The sequence below is a fragment of the Caballeronia sp. dw_19 genome (assembly GCF_018449515.1).
Classification (GTDB): domain Bacteria; phylum Pseudomonadota; class Gammaproteobacteria; order Burkholderiales; family Burkholderiaceae; genus Caballeronia.
The window spans coordinates 249,595-266,512 of record NZ_JAAVUQ010000007.1 but is presented as its reverse complement, the minus strand read 5'-3'; the positions used below and the strand labels follow the sequence as shown (position 1 = coordinate 266,512).

The following is a 16,918-nucleotide window of genomic DNA, read 5'->3' as shown; positions in this document are numbered from 1 at the left end:
CACCGCAGCACCCGCCAAAAGCTGTCCGAAAAGGACGCTTCGCAATAGGCACGAAACATGCTGTTTCTTCTGCCCGTGAACTCCGGATGACGGTGCACTCATGGCGCCAGGAATCTGTCGTCCGATCCCGGCCGACGATCCAATGACTCACTATTGACTCGTCAATCCGCTAACGGCTCGGCGCATTGAAGCATCATCACATATTGATTGAAGCATCCAACACCTGGACACCCGTATACATGGCACACGATATCCGCATTGCCGAAGGCTCGCCGTTTCCCTTGGGCGCGACGTGGGATGGCGAGGGCGTCAATTTCGCCCTGTTCTCCGCAAACGCCACGAAAGTCGAGCTGTGCCTCTTCGATGACACCGGCGAGAAGGAACTGGAACGCATCGAATTGCCTGAATATACCGATGAAGTTTTCCACGTTTATCTATTCGGTTTGAAACCGGGCGCGGTCTATGGGTATCGCGTGCATGGTCCTTATGAGCCGGAGAACGGGCATCGTTTCAATCCGAACAAGCTGTTGCTCGACCCGTACGCGAAGGCGCACGTGGGTGAGCTGAAGTGGGACCCGGCGGTATTCGGCTACACGCTGAATGCGGACGGCGACGACCTCACGTTCGACGAACGCGACAGCGCGCCGTTCGTGCAAAAGTGCCAGGTGGTCGACCAGAGCTTTTCGTGGGTCCACCCGACGCGCGTTCGCGTCCCTTGGGAACAGACCATCTTCTACGAAACCCACGTGCGCGGTTACACAAAACGCCACCCGGCTGTACCCGAGCATTTGCGCGGCACATTCGAGGGATTGGGCACGAAGGAAGTGATCGAGCACATCAAGAGCCTGGGGGTGACATCGGTTGAATTGCTGCCCATTCAAGCGTTCGTGGACGACAGCCATCTCACCGACCAGGGTCTCACCAACTACTGGGGCTACAACACGATCGGCTTTTTCGCCGCCGATCCGCGTTTCTTTGCGCAAGGCCCGGGCGCGGTCGCGGAACTCAAGCAGATGATCGACCGCTTCCACGAAGCCGGCCTCGAGATCATTCTCGACGTGGTCTACAACCACACCGCCGAAGGCAACGAGCGCGGGCCGACGCTGTCGTTCAAGGGTATCGACAATGCTTCGTACTATCGGTTGCCCGACGACAAGCGTTATTACATCAACGATACCGGCACGGGCAATACGCTCAACCTGTCGCACCCGCGCGTGCTGCAGATGGTCACCGACAGCCTGCGCTACTGGGTCACCGAGATGAACGTGGACGGTTTCCGCTTTGATCTTGCCACTATCCTCGGCCGCGAGACGTATGGTTTCGACGAAGGCGGCGGGTTCCTCGACAGTTGCCGCCAGGACCCGATCCTCTCCAGCGTGAAGCTGATCGCCGAGCCTTGGGATTGCGGTCCCGGCGGATATCAGGTCGGTGGTTTCCCGCCGGGCTGGGCCGAGTGGAACGACAAATTCCGCGATACCGTGCGCGAGTTCTGGAAGGGTGAGGAGGGCGTGGCGGCGGAGCTGGCTACGCGTATCACCGGTTCCGGCGATAAATTCAACCATCGCGGCCGCCGTCCGTGGGCGAGCGTGAACTTCATCACGGCGCACGACGGTTTTACGCTGAACGACCTCGTCTCGTACAACGAGAAGCACAATGAGGCAAACGGCGAAGACAACAAGGACGGCAGCTCCGACAACCGCTCGTGGAATTGCGGTGCGGAAGGTCCGACCGACGACCCCGAAATCCGCGCACTGCGTGAACGCCAGAAACGCAACATGCTGGCGACCTTGCTGTTCTCGCAAGGCACGCCGATGATCCTTGCCGGCGATGAATTCGGCCGCACGCAACAGGGCAACAACAACGCGTATTGCCAGGACGGCGACATCAGTTGGGTCAACTGGGACATCGACGACGACGGCCGTGCGCTGAACGACTTCGTGCGCAAGCTCACGACCTTGCGGCACACGTTGCCGGTGCTGCGTCGCGGGCGTTTCCTGACGGGCGAGTTCCACGAAGACCTGCAACTCTGCGACGTGAAATGGCTGAGCCCATCGGGCGAGGAACTGACGCCGGAACAATGGGACGATCCGTCGATGCGCTGCTTTGGGCTCGTGATCGACGGCCGCGCGCAGGCAACGGGCATTCGCCGTCCCGCATCGGATGCCACGCTGCTGATCGTGATCAATGCGCATCACGATGTGGTGGACCTGACGTTGCCCGAGATTCCCGGCAGCGATCAGTGGAGTTGCCTGATCGACACCAATGCGCCGATCCGCGAAGAGCTTGAAGACTTCGATTCGGGCGCGACCTACCAGGTAACCGGACGATCGCTGCTTTTATTCGCGCTGCATGCCCGAGGCGCCACCAAGCGGATCTTCAAGCGGCTGGAAGAAGCGCTTACCGACGAAATCGAGCCAGAAAGCGGTAACGCGGCGTAAGGGGACGTAAAGGGACGTTATCTACGGCAGTGATTTGTAACGGCTATCATGCGGGTCATGAACCTTGACTCGCTGTTTTGCTTACATTGCCACCCATCGTTTTCATCCGCATCGCAGCGCATCGTGCAGCGCACCCAGTCGACATGATTTTCGAGGCACTCATGCGTGTCGCGAACTGGGATCAACTCGAGCGCATCTGGGAATTTGTAGTGGGATTCTTCAAATTCCTGTGGGCGTTGCTGCGCTTTCTCGGGGGCGGATGAGGACCCGCTCTTCGACAGATTTACGGTGCTAATAAAAAAGCTCCGAACGAATCAATCAGATTCGTTCGGAGCTTTTTAACATTCAGCCTGCAGTCGGTTCAGGAGTTGTCCCAGTTGCCGGAATCGTTACTGCCCACATCGACGCCGCCGCCGCCATTGTCGCTCCAGTCGTTCGAGCCGTTACCGAAATCGAGTCCGCCACCATTGTTGTTGTCGTCATTACCGCGACGACGGCGCAATTCGTCGTCATCGACCGGCACTTCACGTTCGATCACGCGCTCACGGTTGCCGCCGGACATCGCCTCGCCGAGCAACACGCCCGTCAGCAATCCGCCCATGCCGCCACCAAAACCACCGCCTTGCTGCACGATGACCGGCGGCTGTTGTTGCGGATAAGGCGAATAGGGCGGCTGCCCTTGCGGATTGCGCCCAAACCGCTCGGCTTCCTGCGCATAAACTGACTGGCCGTCGGCGCTTGCCGGGGCCGCGGTCGTGCGCGGATCGGGCCGGCCTTCCGAACGGGCTCGCACGCTGTCGATCTGGTTCGCCAGATCTTCGATCGCGTAGGGCGGGACCGGATTTTTCGAATTGGACAGCGCTTCGACCATCTGGCGAAGCTGCGTTTCGATGCCCTCGACTTCCTGAAGCATCGCTTCGTGCCCCGGTTGCGTCGACAAACGCACGTCGAGCTTCAGCGACCGGACGTCATTGAGCAGTTCGGTCGCGCGCTTGAGTTGCGTGCGGCGATCGGCGTCGGCCTGGCCGTCGTCGTTCGAACGCGCGCGTTTCAGACCCCAGCGCAGCACCAGCGCAATCCCGACGAACAGGACCGCGAGCAATGCCCACATGCCCATTGAAGGCCCATGTCTTTCTGAAGCCGCCACGGCGCCTTGATTGAACGGATTGCGCGTGACCGAGGTAGACGTCGAGTTAGACGTATTAGATGTATTAGCCGATGAATTCACCCGGTTCGCATCCGAGCGGATGCGCGCTTCCATCGCGTTGAAGCGCGACGGATCGGTGAATTTAATGGCAGGGTCGAGCGTGCGCGCTTGTTGAACCTGAGCGAGCGCGTCGGAAGAACGGCCTTCGCGGTCGAGCACTTGCGCGTACAAATAGTGCGCCTTCGCATTGTTCGGATGCGCCTGCAGCACTTCGTTCAACTGGGCGTCAGCCTGGCTCCAGTTGCCTTGCGTCATCGACTGCTCGATCTGGCCGGCGCTTGGCACAGCAGCGAAGGCCGTTGCCGAAACCAGCATCAGCGATGCAACTACAGCCATCACATATTTTTTCATTTGCGGACCGGGGCGTTCGCACCCGTCTCCATTCCATGCGACATTTCGATGCAATTCCCCAATGCTGCTCGCAGCGAACCGCCGTATTGCGCTGTTCACTGCGCCTTTGACCGCGCCCAGACTTGAGGTTGCCCTCATTGCCGGTTCACGCTGTCAGGCGTTCGCCCCGAAGGGCGCAAGCCTTGGTCCCGCCCTTGATCCTGCTTATTCACCGGCCGGCGCAAAACCTTCGCGCCGGCTTGCGTATCGGTTTAAGCGAGACTTTACTGCGCCGGCGTGTTGATCTGTTTCTTGAGTGCTTCCAGGCGGTCTTCGACAGACGGGCCACGCGTGAGCGCCGCGAGTTTGTCTTCGAGCCCCTTGCCGCTCTTCTCATCAGCCGAGTTCAGCCGTGCATCCGAGCGGGCATTCGATAGCTGGACCTTGTCTTCCAGCTTCTGAAAGTCTTCCGACAGGTTCTTCCCGCCGATCCCGCCCAGCGCCGTCGCCGCGACATCTTTCGCCGTTGCAATCTGCTGCTTGGCCTGAAGGATGTTCGAACGCGAGTTGAGCTCGTTGCGCCGCTGGCGCATGTCGTTGATCTGCTGCTTCAAATGATCCACCGACGGCACCAGGGTCACCAACTCGGCGGCCAGTGCATCGCGTTCAGTTTCGGCGTTTGCCTGCGCACCCAGCGCTTCGCGGGCAAGGGCTTCGTCGCCGCTTTGCAGCGCGCGCTTGGCTCCGTCTTCGTACTTCTTCGCCTTTTCGGCGGCAACATCGCGCTTGCTTTGTTGCGTGGCGACCTGCGCCTCGATTTCGATCAGCGAGTTCTCGGCCTTCGCGATGCTGTCGTCGAGTTCGCGCACGATCTGGCGAGCGTCCCGCGACGGGTCCTGCACGGTGTCGGCGGCGTCGTTCAGCAGGCCCTTGACGGTGCGCGAGATGGAATCCAAAAGCGACATGAGTTTCCTCCTGGAAATGAAGTCGGCTGCCAGGCAGCAACGTTCGATGAACATTCTGTGAATGTTCGCCAACGTTTGATTAAGCGCGGCGCCCACGGCGTCGCGCGTCGGATAAATCGGGCCGGGCGCACGGATTACAAGCTCGCCGATACACTTTGTTGCGAAGCGGGAATCCGCGCATTAAAAGCGGGTTTGGCTGACGGTGCATGAACCTTGTTACTCATGCTTTCGTGCGCGCAGCGTCCAGATTTTGCCCGGGTTATTAAACCATGCAACGACTTAAACCGGGCTTAACGGCTTTATCTTAACGGTACACCATGCGGTTGATTTAGCGAGTGCCGCCGCGGAAATTCAAGTTTTTGAAGGAATTGAGAACGAATCGGCCACGTCGAAGATGCTTATCGTTGCGTTTATCGTTACAGCAGTTGTTTTTCTTATCCTCGATACCCTCGGGCGTGGCGTGATTTCACCGAATTTGTATCAGCGGAAGATAGGTGAATCGTTATTCTCGAAACCCACCTCGGCGCGGCGGCGGTTTCTATGTGATCGACATAGCCGGCCGGGCGTTACCGGGCCAGCGCGCCATGCGCGGACTGGTGAACGGAACGGTGTTCGGTATCGTCGGGTATGCCACGTATGACCTCACCAGCCTCGTCACGCCAAAAGGCTGGAGCACGGCACTCGTGCCCATAGGCGTGCGTGCAGGGTAGCAATAGCAATCGCTTCGACCGTTGCGATTGCTATTACCACTCGTGCGATCCCTCTCGACTGAGCAGAGCCGGCTTGCCGAGCCGATTTTTCAGGAGCGCCCGGAAAACGATGCGTCTTCGTCCGATTCATCCGACGCACTCAGGTCTTCCCCGGAATTGCAGGTTTGCGACAGGAGGTCGTCTGTTTCCGGTTCAAGCGTGCTCAAAGGCTTAGGTCCTTCGGCGGCCAACGTGCGTTTGCTGGCCACTTTGGCGACCTGCGCGGCGTCCCGGGCCTCGCGCGCGGCAGCCCGTTCAGCAACTTGCCGCAGCGCAACATTCAGAGGGTCGGGTGTTTTCGGCGCACGCAGCCGGTCCACAAGACTGGCTGCCTTCACCTGTTCGCTAGTCGCGTTGAAGCTCAATACGGCGCGCCGCATGAGTTCACTGACGCTGACGCCAAGGCCGCTGGCGGTGCTGGTGATCGCAAGTTTCTGCGCCGGAGTGACAAAAACAACAATGCGTTCGCTGGGTTTGGTAGTCATGAGCGCCTCGCAAGCAGGGCTGGGCAAGTCCGAACGGTCGATGTCCGACACGGGCAACACCATTTGATGCGCTTTTGGCGTGTGCGGCGGTACGCCAAACCACGCAACCAACGTTTCCATCATATCGGTTTGCCAACTTCTCGTGGCGCACGGACACATTCCCCGAGCCGCGCTTCAGACGCTACCCGCATCAACGGCTTGCAATATTGAGATAATGGTGCTACCGCCGCCCGATGGCATCAGGACGCCTCACCTTGACGGACCTTGCCTGTCACAGCAGCCCATTACACGGGATTTACTTACAAAAAAATCCTGTCACTGCCGGTGCTCGGCGCTCGAATTCTTTAAAATGCGCTGTTATTCTGCGCGGGGCCGCCAGTGTTGCAGTTTTTCTTACAATGCGATAACGGCCCATTCGCAGGAACGCGCAGCCAGTCCGGGGGCAACGGCACGCGACGCAGCAGTCTGGAACCATTTCCATGGAAGTGCTTATATGAGCGCTGCCATGGTTCGATCAGACCGCCGCGCTACACATCGGCTACACGGCGGAGCTGGCCACGGCTTTCGCTCACCCCAACATTTATCGTTACGCGGTTTCATGGCGTTGCGCACCGGGCGCCTTAGCGGCGCGCCGTTCAATCCAAGTCATGCCAATCATCAAACGACCGAATTCCTCGAACGCTCCACGCGATGACCGGGATCAAGATGGTCCCAATCGTTACCGTCAACCTACCGCCAAGTCTTCAGCCGGACCCTCGATCGTATTGCGCATCGTGTTGTGGTTCATCGGGCTGTTCGCCGTCGCGGCCATCATCGGCGCGCTGATCATCGGGTATGCGCTGGTGGTGATGGGGCCGAACCTGCCGTCGCTCGATGCGCTGACCGACTATCAACCGAAAGTGCCGTTGCGGATCTATACCGCGGATCACGTGCTGATCGGCGAATTCGGCGAGGAGCGGCGCCGGATCGCGCGCTTCGACGAGATCCCCGACCAGATGAAGAAGGCTGTCCTCGCGATCGAGGATTACCGCTTCTACGAGCACGGCGGCGTCGATTTCATCGGCATTGCGAGGGCGGGCTTGAGCGACATCATGCACGGCGGCGCGTCGCAAGGCGCAAGCACGATCACCATGCAGGTCGCGCGTAACTTCTTCCTCTCAAGCGAGAAGACCTACACGCGCAAGATCTACGAAATGCTGCTTGCCTACAAGATCGAACGCGCGCTGACCAAGGATCAGATTCTCGAGTTGTACATGAACCAGATTTATCTGGGCGAGCGGGCGTATGGGTTTGCATCGGCGGCGCGGGTGTATTTCGGCAAGGACCTCAAGGACCTGACCCTCGCCGAATGCGCGATGCTCGCAGGCTTGCCGAAGGCGCCATCGGCGTATAACCCGGTTGTCAATCCGAAGCGGGCGAAGGTGCGTCAGCAATATATCCTGAAGCGCATGCTCGATTTGAACTTCATCACGCAAGCGCAATTCGACCAGGCCAGCGCGGAAGAAATACATGCACGCGTGTCGGGCACGGAATACAGCGTGCACGCCGAATATGTGGCGGAAATGGTGCGGCAGATGATGTACGCGCAATACCGCGATGACACGTACACGCGCGGCTTTTCAGTGACCACGACCATCGATTCCGCCGATCAGGAAGCCGCGTATAACGCCGTGCGCAAGGGCGTGATGGATTACGAGCGGCGCCACGGGTATCGCGGGCCGGAAGGGTTCGTCAATTTGCCGCCGAACCAGGATGACCGCGACGAAGCGATTGACGATGCGCTCGCCGATCACCCCGACAACGGCGATCTGATCGCGGGCGTGGTGACGTCGGTGAATGCGAAGCAGGTGGTCGTGACGTTCGTCAACGCCGATCCGGCGACTGTTACCGGCGACGGCTTGCGTTTCGTCGCAGCTGGTTTGCGCAGCAATGCATCGGCGGCGGTGCGGATCAAGCCGGGTTCCATCGTGCGCGTGGTGCAGGACGCGAAGGGCAACTGGAGCATCACGCAGTTGCCGCAAGTCGAGGGCGCGCTGGTTTCGCTCGTGCCGCAGGACGGAGCGATTCGCGCGCTGGTCGGCGGCTTCGATTACAACAAGAATAAGTTCAATCATGTCACGCAAGCGTGGCGCCAGCCGGGGTCGAGCTTCAAGCCATTCATTTATTCCGCGTCACTGGAAAAGGGTCTTGGACCGGCAACCATCATCAACGACGCACCGCTGTATTTCCCGCCGACTACGCCGGGTGGCGACGCATGGGAGCCGAAGGACGACGACCAGCCCGATGGTCCCATGTCCATGCGCACGGCCTTGCAGAAGTCGAAGAACCTCGTGTCGATCCGGATCCTTTCGTACATCGGCACGAAGTACGCGCAGGATTACGTCACACAGAAGTTCGGTTTCGATGCCGACAAGACCCCGCCGTACTTGCCGCTCGCGCTGGGCGCCGGTCTCGTCACGCCGCTGCAACTGGCGGGTGGGTATTCCGTGTTCGCCAACGGTGGTTCGCGGATCAATCCGTACCTGATCGGTGAAGTAGCCGATGCCCACGGCACGGTGATTTCGCGTGCCAATCCGCTGATTGCCGGCAGCAATGCGCCGCAAACGCTCGAACCGCGCAACGCGTACATCATGAACAGCCTGCTGCATTCGGTCGCGACGGGTGGGACGGGCGCGGGTACCAACGTGCTCAAGCGTAACGACCTGCAGGGCAAGACCGGTACGACCAACGACGCGAAGGACGGCTGGTTCGCGGGTTACCAGCATCAACTCGTGGCGATTGCGTGGATGGGCTACGACCAGCCGAAGTCGCTCGGCGGCCGTGAGTTTGGCGCGCAACTTGCGTTGCCGATCTGGGTGGAATTCATGCAACGGGCGCTTGCCAATGTTCCGCAACAATCCATGGCGATGCCCGATGGTTTGACGAGTATCGACGGTGAATTGTTCTATGCCGACAAGACGCCGGGCAATGGTTTTGTCGCGAGCATCGGTGTGGATTCAGCGAATCCGATTGAAGGTGCAAGCGATGCGGTCGGCGGTGTCGGTCCTGGCGGAATGACGCCTCCGAGCGTGCCTCCGCCCAGCGTGAACCCGGCCGAGCGTCAGGAGATCATGAATCTCTTCAAGGGGCATTGAGCGGGTTGGATATACATAAAGCCGCTACGGACGTGACGCAGCCCGTAGCGGCCTTTATAGGCCGCCATGCTGACGCCGGACTTGTCTGACTAGCGCCGCCGCGTTCGAACATCGAGCCTGCCGTGCTCCTGCACGCTCGCGCGACCAAAAAGCCGGGGCGGTCGCAACGAGCCTTGGTTAAAATACGAAACGCGCGTTTTTCTATCAATCGGAGGATATGCACGCCATGACGAAGACGAGCGTCAAATCCGTTGGCATTGCCGCGGATCACGACAAACCTAGTCTGTCCAAGGGACAGAAGGCGTTCAATACGCTGATCAAACAGATTGAAAAACGGCGTGCCCGGCTGAGTGCGTGGGAAGCGGCCGTGCCCGCTTTCCATCAGAAATATGTCAATGAGTTTACGCCGCTCGAGCAGACGCTCGGTGATTTGCAGGTCAAGATGGTGCATCGTCTCGATCAGGCGTGCGACCAGAAGGGACTGACCAAGACGGAACGCCGTCTGGTGTCGGACCTGATCGTTGACCTGGCGGGTAGTCTTGCTGCGCAACGCGACGATGCGCAATTAAAGGCGCTATACAACAAGCACAGCCAGTCCGATTACGACCTTGAGGCCGCCGCCGAACTGGACGACATGAAACTGGTGATGGAACGCATGCTCGGTGTCGAGCTGGGCGACGATGTGGACATGAGCTCGCCTGAAGACTTGTTGCGTCGTGTGCAACAAGAGATGGAGCAGCGCGAGGCGCAGGAGTCCGCTGAAAACGAGGCTCAGGAAGAGCGTCGCGCCAAGCGGAAAAAGACGGCCAAGCAGATTGCCGCAGAGGCGCGCGAGGAAGCCGAGCAGGCACAGATCAGCCTGTCTATTCGAGAGTTGTACCGCAAACTGGCTAGTGCCTTGCATCCCGATCGTGAGTCCGATTCGCAGGAGCGCGAACGGAAAACGGCGCTGATGCAACGCGTGAATAAAGCCTACAGCAACAACAATCTGCTGCAGTTGCTGGAACTTCAGTTGGAACTTGAACACATCGATCAGCACGCGATCAACAACATCAGTGAAGACCGGTTAAAGCACTACAACAAGATTTTGAAGGAACAGATCGACGAACTGGATCAGGAGATCGCTCACGTCGAAGGTAATTTCAAACATAGCTATGGAATCGAGCCATTTGCTATGGTCTCTCCGGGCGTGATCGTGCGCGATCTGGTGAGTGACATGGCCGCGCTTCGGGAAAGCGTGCATGCGCTGGAGCGGGATCTGCTCGCGTTTGAAGACATCAAGCAGCTCAAGCTTTGGCTAAAGCAAGTGCGGCGTGAGGCGGTAATGGATCCTTTCGACGATATGCCGTATTGATCGTTTTTGCGAAGGCAAAGCAAAAAAAGGCGCGCCGCAATCCGATTGCGGCGCGCCTTTTTTTGTTACTGCCGCGAAGTTATTTGCCTAACGTAGACGCTGGTTTCACCGCGCATGTCGTCTCGATGCTCGACTGATCCGCGAACGTCAGTTTCAACGGGATCGTGGAACCGACTTTCACAGGCTTGGGTGCATCCTCGAGCATCAGGTGGTAACCGCTCGGGGCGAACGCGAGCGTACCGTGCGCGGGCACCTCGGCGGATTCGACCATCGACATGGTCGATGTGCTGCCGTTGCTCGTCGATTTATGCAGCATCGCCATGCCGAACGCGGGCGTTTCGGCGCCGGTGAGCGTGGCGGGTTTATCGCCGTTATTCGATACCACGAAGTAGCCCGACGACGGCAGGTTTGCCGGCATGGAACGGATCCAGCAATCGTGCGCTTCGAGCGTTGCGGCTTGTGCGCTGGACGCCGCCAGGGCGCATACGGACAGCAAACCTGCGTGAATCAGTGTGTTGGTTTTCATAGTGAGCTCACTTTACGTTGAACAGGTAATGGCCTTGCGTACGATGGCCGTCGTCGGCCACGGCTGTCCATTCCACTTGATAAGCACCCGTCTTGAGATCGCCGAGCGCGACGCTCATATGTTTCTTGTTGTTCACATCGACAGCCGATTTCGCGTTGTTGACCTGCTTGCCGGCTGCATCGACCACGGTCAGGGTACTGAATGCCGGTTCGAGACCTTCCGTGAAATCGATGGCTACTTCATGTGGTGCATCGACGGTCGCATCGGGTGCGGGCGTTTGCTGCGTCGGATGCGCATGCGCAAAAGCGAGTTGTGCGGTGGCGAGAAGCAGGGCGGTAAGCCCGCCATGCTTGATCATGCTTGCGAGGGACGTGTTCATGCTGATCCTGTTTGATCCTGTCGATCCGGGTGACGCGAATGCTGAGTACCGGCTGTGCGAAGAAGAATCAGACGAAGACTGGCGGAGCACGAGGCTGTGCAGCGAAGACAGGTGCATAAGGAGGGAAGACCTGGGCACGGGTGTTATAGGGTAGAGGCCCCGATGTCGCGCGTGCTTGATATGCGCCTGCGCAAGGTGGCGCCGCGGGTGAATGCGCCGCGAGATTGCAGTAACCGCACGCGTCCCAATGACCTGCGGCGGAGTGCTGCGAAGGGATGGGATGATTCGTGCCGGCCTGTGCGGCTTGGGAACCCGCCGAGCAGAACGCGCTCAGGATTGTCTCGGGCTGCGCGCCGGAGGCAAGCGCTTGCGACACCGCTGGAGCGAGCGCAGTCATCAGGATTGCAAGCAATCCGATGAGGCTGCCGAACTTGCGGACGAGGCGACGGCGCATGGGGCTGACGTTGACTACCAGAGCGGTTGAGCCGTCGATTATGCCACGCGTGGAAGGGGCAATTTGTGCGCTTGCGTTGCAACTGCTGCGACGTATTGCGCGTATTGCGGCACTGGACACAACCCCTTGGTCACGGGGCAAGCATGCTGGAAACAACACGCGTGTCTGAAATGAAAAAAGCCCGGAGAACCGGGCTTTTGACTTTTAATCCTTGGTTGCGGGGGTAGGATTTGAACCTACGACCTTCGGGTTATGAGCCCGACGAGCTGCCAGACTGCTCCACCCCGCGAAAAAGATTATAAGACAACGTTGATTGCAGTGCAACATGTTTGTCATGTTGCTTCGCTTTGGTTACTGATCGTGCACAGCATTGGCTGATGAGGGAGGTCGACGCTCGTCGCGTTCAAGTGCTCAAGACACTGTGAGTAAGTGTGGGGCACAAGCGCACGACATTGCCTCACACACTGTTGAGCGTATATAAAAACTCGGCGGCGCATCTCATTAGAGAGATGTGCCGCCGAGCGTTTTAACTACGCGTGTTTTAACTACGCGTCCAAGCTGCTGAGACGTTGCTTAGAATCCAAACGCGAAGCCTGCGCCTCCCGTGGATTCTTCGCCGGTCGTCGAGCCGCCGACCGTGATGACCATGTTGGTGCCAAAGCGCTTCTGGAAACCGACCGCGATTGCCGCCTTGTTACGATACACACCCGTACCGGCCGCGAAGCGATTGTCCTTGTCGGCGACCGCTGCCGCGCTGCCTGCCATCATCGCCATCGCGCTGCTCATCGCACCGACGCTGTTGATGTGGTTGTTCGCCAGCGACAGGCCGCTGTTCATGTCGGAGCGAAGCGCGTCCGTGTAACCGTTGGCCGACTTCACACCTGTGCTCACCGACTGCTGCATCTGGTTCACGTTGACGGCATCGGTGCCGTCCGTGCCGGCTGCGACGTTCGTGATCTGACGCTGACCGCCAGCCGTTGTCGTACCCACTGACACGGCGTTGGCACGATCCGCCACCGAGCCCGCGCCCAACGCGACCGCATTGTTCGCCGTAGCCGATGCATTCGCGCCCACCGCAACTGCGTTGTTTGCCGTGGCCGATGCGTTCGAACCGACCGCGACCGAGTTGGCGCCGCTAGCCACTGATGTAGCGCCGGACGCAACGGCGTTCACACCGGATGCCATCGCGTTTGCGCCCGATGCCACCGAGTGGGTGCCGGAGGCTGTCGCGATTTCCGTGTCGCGGTCGCCGTCGGCGGAGAAGAGCGGGTTATATGCGCCGTTCGCAATGTTGGTGACCTGACCGATCAGGTCGTTCACCTGACCCAGGTTGACCGCATCCATGCTGCCTGTGCCTGCAGCAACGTTGTGCAGCGCGGTGCCGGCATTGCCGTTGCCAAGCGTCGCGTTGGAGTAGTCCGGCGTCCCGTCGGCGTTGTTGTCGTACTTGATCGCGCTTGCGCCAAGCGACGTGACGCTGCCCGATACCGCGTTGAGTTGCCCGACGTTGACCGCATCCGTGGATGCCGTACCAGCCGCCACGTTGGTGACCTGACGTTCGCTGCCCGCTGCGCCGACCGATACCGTATTGTCCCGATCCGCTACCGAGTTCGAACCGAGTGCTACCGAGTTCTTACCCGACGACAGAGCCGCACCGCCGATCGCCACCGAATCCGTACCCGTTGCCGATGAATCGCCAACCGTGGAGTTGGTGTGGAAGTACTTGATGCCGCCGCCGTTGTTGACGTTGTTCGTAAAGTCCTGGAGTGCGGCCACGTTCTGGTTGGTCGCGTACAACTGCGAACCGTTCACCGCGTCCGTGCTGTCATCGGCCAATTTACCGGTGGCAAGATTTGTGAGCAACGTGGGTTTCGTTGCTGCGGTGCCGCCGAGCGTGATCTGCTCGTAGTTCGGCGTGCCATCGGCGTTCGTGTCGTACTTGACTGCGAAGCTGTCGAGATTCGTGACGTTCTGCGATACGGCAGTCAATTGGCCGACATTGACTGCGTCGGTAGATGCCGTGCCCGCTGCCACGTTGGTGATCTGACGTTCCTTGCCTGCAGCGCCGACGGACACCGAGTTATCGCGATCGGCGACCGAGTTCGAACCGAGTGCTACTGCGTTCTTAGCCGATGCATTCGCCGCGCCGCCAACGGCGACCGAATCCGCGCCCGTCGCGACTGAATCGGCGAGCGTCGAGTTCGTGTGGAAGTACTTGATGCCGCCGCCGTTGTTGATATTGCTTTCGAACGTCTCGAGCGAGCCCACGCGCTGGTTGGTCGAGTACAGTTGCGAGCCGTTGATCGCGTCCGTGCTGGTCGAGCTCAGGTCGCCGATTGTCAGGTTGGTGAGTGTGGTCGGCTTCGTAGCGCCGGCACCGCCGAGCGTGACCTTCTGGTAGTTCGGCGTGCCGTCGGTGTTGGTGTCGTACTTGACTGCGAAGCTGTCGAGATTCGTGACGTTCTGCGATACGGCAGTCAATTGGCCGACATTGACTGCGTCGGTAGATGCCGTGCCCGCTGCCACGTTGGTGATCTGACGTTCCTTGCCTGCAGCGCCGACGGACACCGAGTTATCGCGATCGGCGACCGAGTTCGAACCGAGTGCTACTGCGTTCTTAGCCGATGCATTCGCCGCGCCGCCAACGGCGACCGAATCCGCGCCCGTCGCGACTGAATCGGCGAGCGTCGAGTTCGTGTGGAAGTACTTGACGCCGCCACCATTGTTGATATTGGTGGCGAACGTTTGAAGAGTCGACACGTTCTGGTTCGTTGAATTCAGTTGCGAACCGTTGACCGCGTCTGTGCTGCTCGCGGACAAGGCCCCTGCGTTCACGTTCGAAATCGTGACGAGGTTCGTGGTGCCCACGCCGCCCAATGTGATGTGCGCTTTGTTGGTTGTATCGTAGGCGACCTTGTTGCTCAGTTCGGTATCGATCTGGGTGATAGCGTCGCCTACCGTATTGAAGGTCGTGCTGGCAACGCTGTATGACGGAGCCGTTACGGTGCCGTCGCTCTTGAGGGTGGCGCCGCCGCCCAGCAGGGCCGTGACGCTTTGAAGCTGGCTGACGTTGACGGCGTCGTTGGCTTGCGCGCCTGCCGCGACGTTGACGATTTTGCGCTGGAGGCTGGAAGAACCGACCGATACCGTGTTGTCAGCGTCCGCCACCGAGCGTGAGCCCAGCGCGACCGAATTTGCGCCCGTTGCCGTCGCCCGGTAACCCAAAGCGGAAGCCTGTTTCCCGTCCGCGATGCTCGCGAAACCCACTGCCGTGGCGGAACCATATGAGCCGGTACCCGTCGCTTGCGCGAGCGTGCCGATAGCAACGTCGCCATTCATGCTGGCGGAAGCGGAAGTGCCGAGTGCGACTGCTTGCACCGTACCGGCTGAAGCATTAGAGCCGATAGCAATGGCCGATGCTGCGGGATCGCCGCTACCAGTAGACGTGGCGTGTGCGCCGATCGAAATATCGCCGTTGGCGTTTGCGGCAGCCGCTCCGCCGATCGCAACGGATTCGGTTCCCGTCGCCGACGAATCGGCAAGCGTGGAGTTCACGTGAAAATACTTGCCGGAAGTGCCCGAACTGGCGGCGAGTGCCGCTAGCGCGTCGCCCACGTTGTTGTAGTTCGTACCTTTGATCGAATAGGTCGGCGCAGTGATTGAACCGTCGGTTCCCAGTGCGGCCGCGCCGCCAAGGGCTGTCACAAGAGGGGTGAGCTGGCCGATGTTAACGGCGTCGTTGGTTTGCGTGCCTGCTGCGACGTTGACGATTTGACGTTTGATCGACGCGCTGCCGACAGAGACAGTGTTTGCACGATCGCCGATGGAATACGTGCCGAGGACGACCGTATTGCTGGCAGTCGCTGTCGCGCCTGGACCGATAACCGTGGATCTAGTGACCGCGACCGAGTCCGAGCCAATGGCGAGTGCTGCATCCAGGCCGCCCGTGCTGTCGGCAACGGCGTTTCCGCCAATTGCGATACTTCCAATACCGACAGCCTTGGCGCCCAAGTTGTTCGTGGCTGCATCGTTGGCTGACAGATACTTCGAGGACGCGTTCAAAGCCGTCAGCGCGTCGCCCACGTTGTTGTAGTTCGTACCTTTGATCGAATAGGTCGGCGCAGTGATTGAACCGTCGGTTCCCAGTGCGGCCGCGCCGCCAAGCGCGGTCAACACGGGCGTGAGCTGACCTGCGTTGACGGCGTCATTGGCTTGCGTACCGGCTGCAACGTTGACGATCTGGCGCTTGGTCGAGGCATTGCCGACCGAGACGGTGCCAACGCGGTCGGCAACCGAAAGCGTACCCAGGGCGACCGAATCCGTGGCAGATGCCGTTGCGTTCGATCCTAGAGCGGTGGACTGCGCGCCCGATGAAAGGGCGAGGGCGCCGATTGCAACAGCAGCCTGTTGCGACGCAAGGGAGCTATCGCCTATGGAAACCGACGAATTGCCTGATGCACTCGCCATATATCCCAACGCGGCCGAGGCGATTCCGCTTGCCGCCGCGTCGCTGCCCACAGCCGTGGCCGAACGTGCAGTTGCGCTGGTCCGCACGCCAAATGCCGTCTGATCCCAATCTCCTGCTCCAAGACCGTTTATATCTGTACCAGTGCCGGCACCGCCTGCTGTAGAAGAGGATCCGATCGCGACCGAACTAACTCCGGTAGCATTCGCGCAAAACCCGGGGGCTGCCCCGTCGATTGCGATAGAGGAGCTGGGGGTAGCACCAGCGTTATCGGTGTTCGCACAACCACCGATCTGCGTCCCGTTACCGCTTGCCATAGCATCCAATGACGCTCCAGCACTGGCGACCAGCACCGCGGCAGCGACTATTTTCTTTGACGAAGATTTGCCCCGCGCCGGACTATTCTCCGAAACCGCCACCCATGCACCAATT

General features: G+C 59.8%; 11 protein-coding genes and 1 tRNA gene. 4 read left to right on the top strand and 8 right to left on the bottom strand.

Annotated features, from left to right (window positions below):
- The first annotated feature begins 239 nt into the window (after window positions 1–239).
- Entirely contained in the window at window positions 240–2,438 is a 2,199-nt protein-coding gene (glgX, locus tag HB376_RS13055; protein ID WP_213764064.1) for a glycogen debranching protein GlgX, read from the top strand.
- A gap of 361 nt (window positions 2,439–2,799) precedes the next feature.
- Here glgX and HB376_RS13050 read toward each other — a convergent pair whose 3' ends face one another.
- Window positions 2,800–3,996, bottom strand: a complete 1,197-nt coding sequence (locus tag HB376_RS13050; RefSeq protein ID WP_213764063.1) for a tetratricopeptide repeat protein — start codon at window positions 3,994–3,996, stop codon at window positions 2,800–2,802.
- Between the two features lie 263 nt (window positions 3,997–4,259).
- Window positions 4,260–4,940: a PspA/IM30 family protein gene (locus tag HB376_RS13045; protein WP_213764062.1), complete on the bottom strand. Its 681-nt coding sequence runs from the start codon at window positions 4,938–4,940 to the stop codon at window positions 4,260–4,262.
- A gap of 494 nt (window positions 4,941–5,434) precedes the next feature.
- Between HB376_RS13045 and HB376_RS41715 the strand changes: the two genes are divergently transcribed.
- The gene (locus tag HB376_RS41715) at window positions 5,435–5,650 is read left to right on the top strand and encodes a DUF2177 family protein (protein WP_213764061.1); all 216 of its coding nucleotides are present in this window, start codon (window positions 5,435–5,437) and stop codon (window positions 5,648–5,650) included.
- A gap of 89 nt (window positions 5,651–5,739) precedes the next feature.
- Here the strand turns inward: HB376_RS41715 and HB376_RS13035 are convergent, their stop codons facing one another.
- The gene (locus HB376_RS13035; RefSeq protein ID WP_255631308.1) at window positions 5,740–6,297 is read right to left on the bottom strand and encodes a hypothetical protein; all 558 of its coding nucleotides are present in this window, start codon (window positions 6,295–6,297) and stop codon (window positions 5,740–5,742) included.
- A 524-nt stretch (window positions 6,298–6,821) separates the two neighbouring features.
- Between HB376_RS13035 and HB376_RS13030 the strand changes: the two genes are divergently transcribed.
- Both HB376_RS13030 and HB376_RS13025 read left to right on the top strand, forming a co-directional pair.
- On the top strand, window positions 6,822–9,308 hold the full coding sequence (locus HB376_RS13030; RefSeq protein ID WP_213764060.1) for a penicillin-binding protein 1A: 2,487 nt from the start codon (window positions 6,822–6,824) through the stop codon (window positions 9,306–9,308).
- Window positions 9,309–9,534: 226 nt separating this feature from the next.
- Complete coding sequence (locus tag HB376_RS13025) at window positions 9,535–10,662, top strand: J domain-containing protein (protein WP_213764059.1); 1,128 nt, start codon at window positions 9,535–9,537, stop codon at window positions 10,660–10,662.
- Window positions 10,663–10,741: 79 nt separating this feature from the next.
- On the opposite strand, the gene HB376_RS13020 is transcribed toward HB376_RS13025, so the two are convergent.
- From HB376_RS13020 to HB376_RS13000, 5 genes are all read right to left on the bottom strand, one after another.
- Window positions 10,742–11,188, bottom strand: coding sequence for a copper chaperone PCu(A)C (locus HB376_RS13020; protein WP_213764058.1), 447 nt, complete (start codon window positions 11,186–11,188; stop codon window positions 10,742–10,744).
- Window positions 11,189–11,195: 7 nt separating this feature from the next.
- A complete protein-coding gene (gene copC / locus HB376_RS13015; RefSeq protein WP_213764057.1) occupies window positions 11,196–11,567 on the bottom strand; it encodes a copper homeostasis periplasmic binding protein CopC in 372 nt (123 codons plus the stop codon).
- Between the two features lie 67 nt (window positions 11,568–11,634).
- Window positions 11,635–12,021, bottom strand: a complete 387-nt coding sequence (locus HB376_RS13010; protein ID WP_213764056.1) for a DUF2946 domain-containing protein — start codon at window positions 12,019–12,021, stop codon at window positions 11,635–11,637.
- Window positions 12,022–12,233: 212 nt separating this feature from the next.
- Window positions 12,234–12,310: transfer RNA gene (locus tag HB376_RS13005), tRNA-Met, on the bottom strand.
- 284 nt (window positions 12,311–12,594) lie between these two features.
- Window positions 12,595–16,575: a YadA-like family protein gene (locus tag HB376_RS13000; RefSeq protein ID WP_346730483.1), complete on the bottom strand. Its 3,981-nt coding sequence runs from the start codon at window positions 16,573–16,575 to the stop codon at window positions 12,595–12,597.
- Between the last annotated feature and the right edge of the window lie 343 nt (window positions 16,576–16,918).

Bases quoted from the DNA above. Each gene is read 5' to 3' on its own strand.
- HB376_RS13035 (WP_255631308.1), bottom strand. From the start codon at position 6,297: ATGATGGAAACGTTGGTTGCGTGGTTTGGCGTACCGCCGCACACGCCA.
- HB376_RS13025 (WP_213764059.1), top strand. From the start codon at position 9,535: ATGACGAAGACGAGCGTCAAATCCGTTGGCATTGCCGCGGATCACGAC.
- HB376_RS13045 (WP_213764062.1), bottom strand. From the start codon at position 4,940: ATGTCGCTTTTGGATTCCATCTCGCGCACCGTCAAGGGCCTGCTGAAC.
- HB376_RS13030 (WP_213764060.1), top strand. From the start codon at position 6,822: ATGCCAATCATCAAACGACCGAATTCCTCGAACGCTCCACGCGATGAC.
- glgX (WP_213764064.1), top strand. From the start codon at position 240: ATGGCACACGATATCCGCATTGCCGAAGGCTCGCCGTTTCCCTTGGGC.
- copC (WP_213764057.1), bottom strand. From the start codon at position 11,567: ATGAACACGTCCCTCGCAAGCATGATCAAGCATGGCGGGCTTACCGCC.
- HB376_RS13010 (WP_213764056.1), bottom strand. From the start codon at position 12,021: ATGCGCCGTCGCCTCGTCCGCAAGTTCGGCAGCCTCATCGGATTGCTT.
- HB376_RS13020 (WP_213764058.1), bottom strand. From the start codon at position 11,188: ATGAAAACCAACACACTGATTCACGCAGGTTTGCTGTCCGTATGCGCC.
- HB376_RS13050 (WP_213764063.1), bottom strand. From the start codon at position 3,996: ATGAAAAAATATGTGATGGCTGTAGTTGCATCGCTGATGCTGGTTTCG.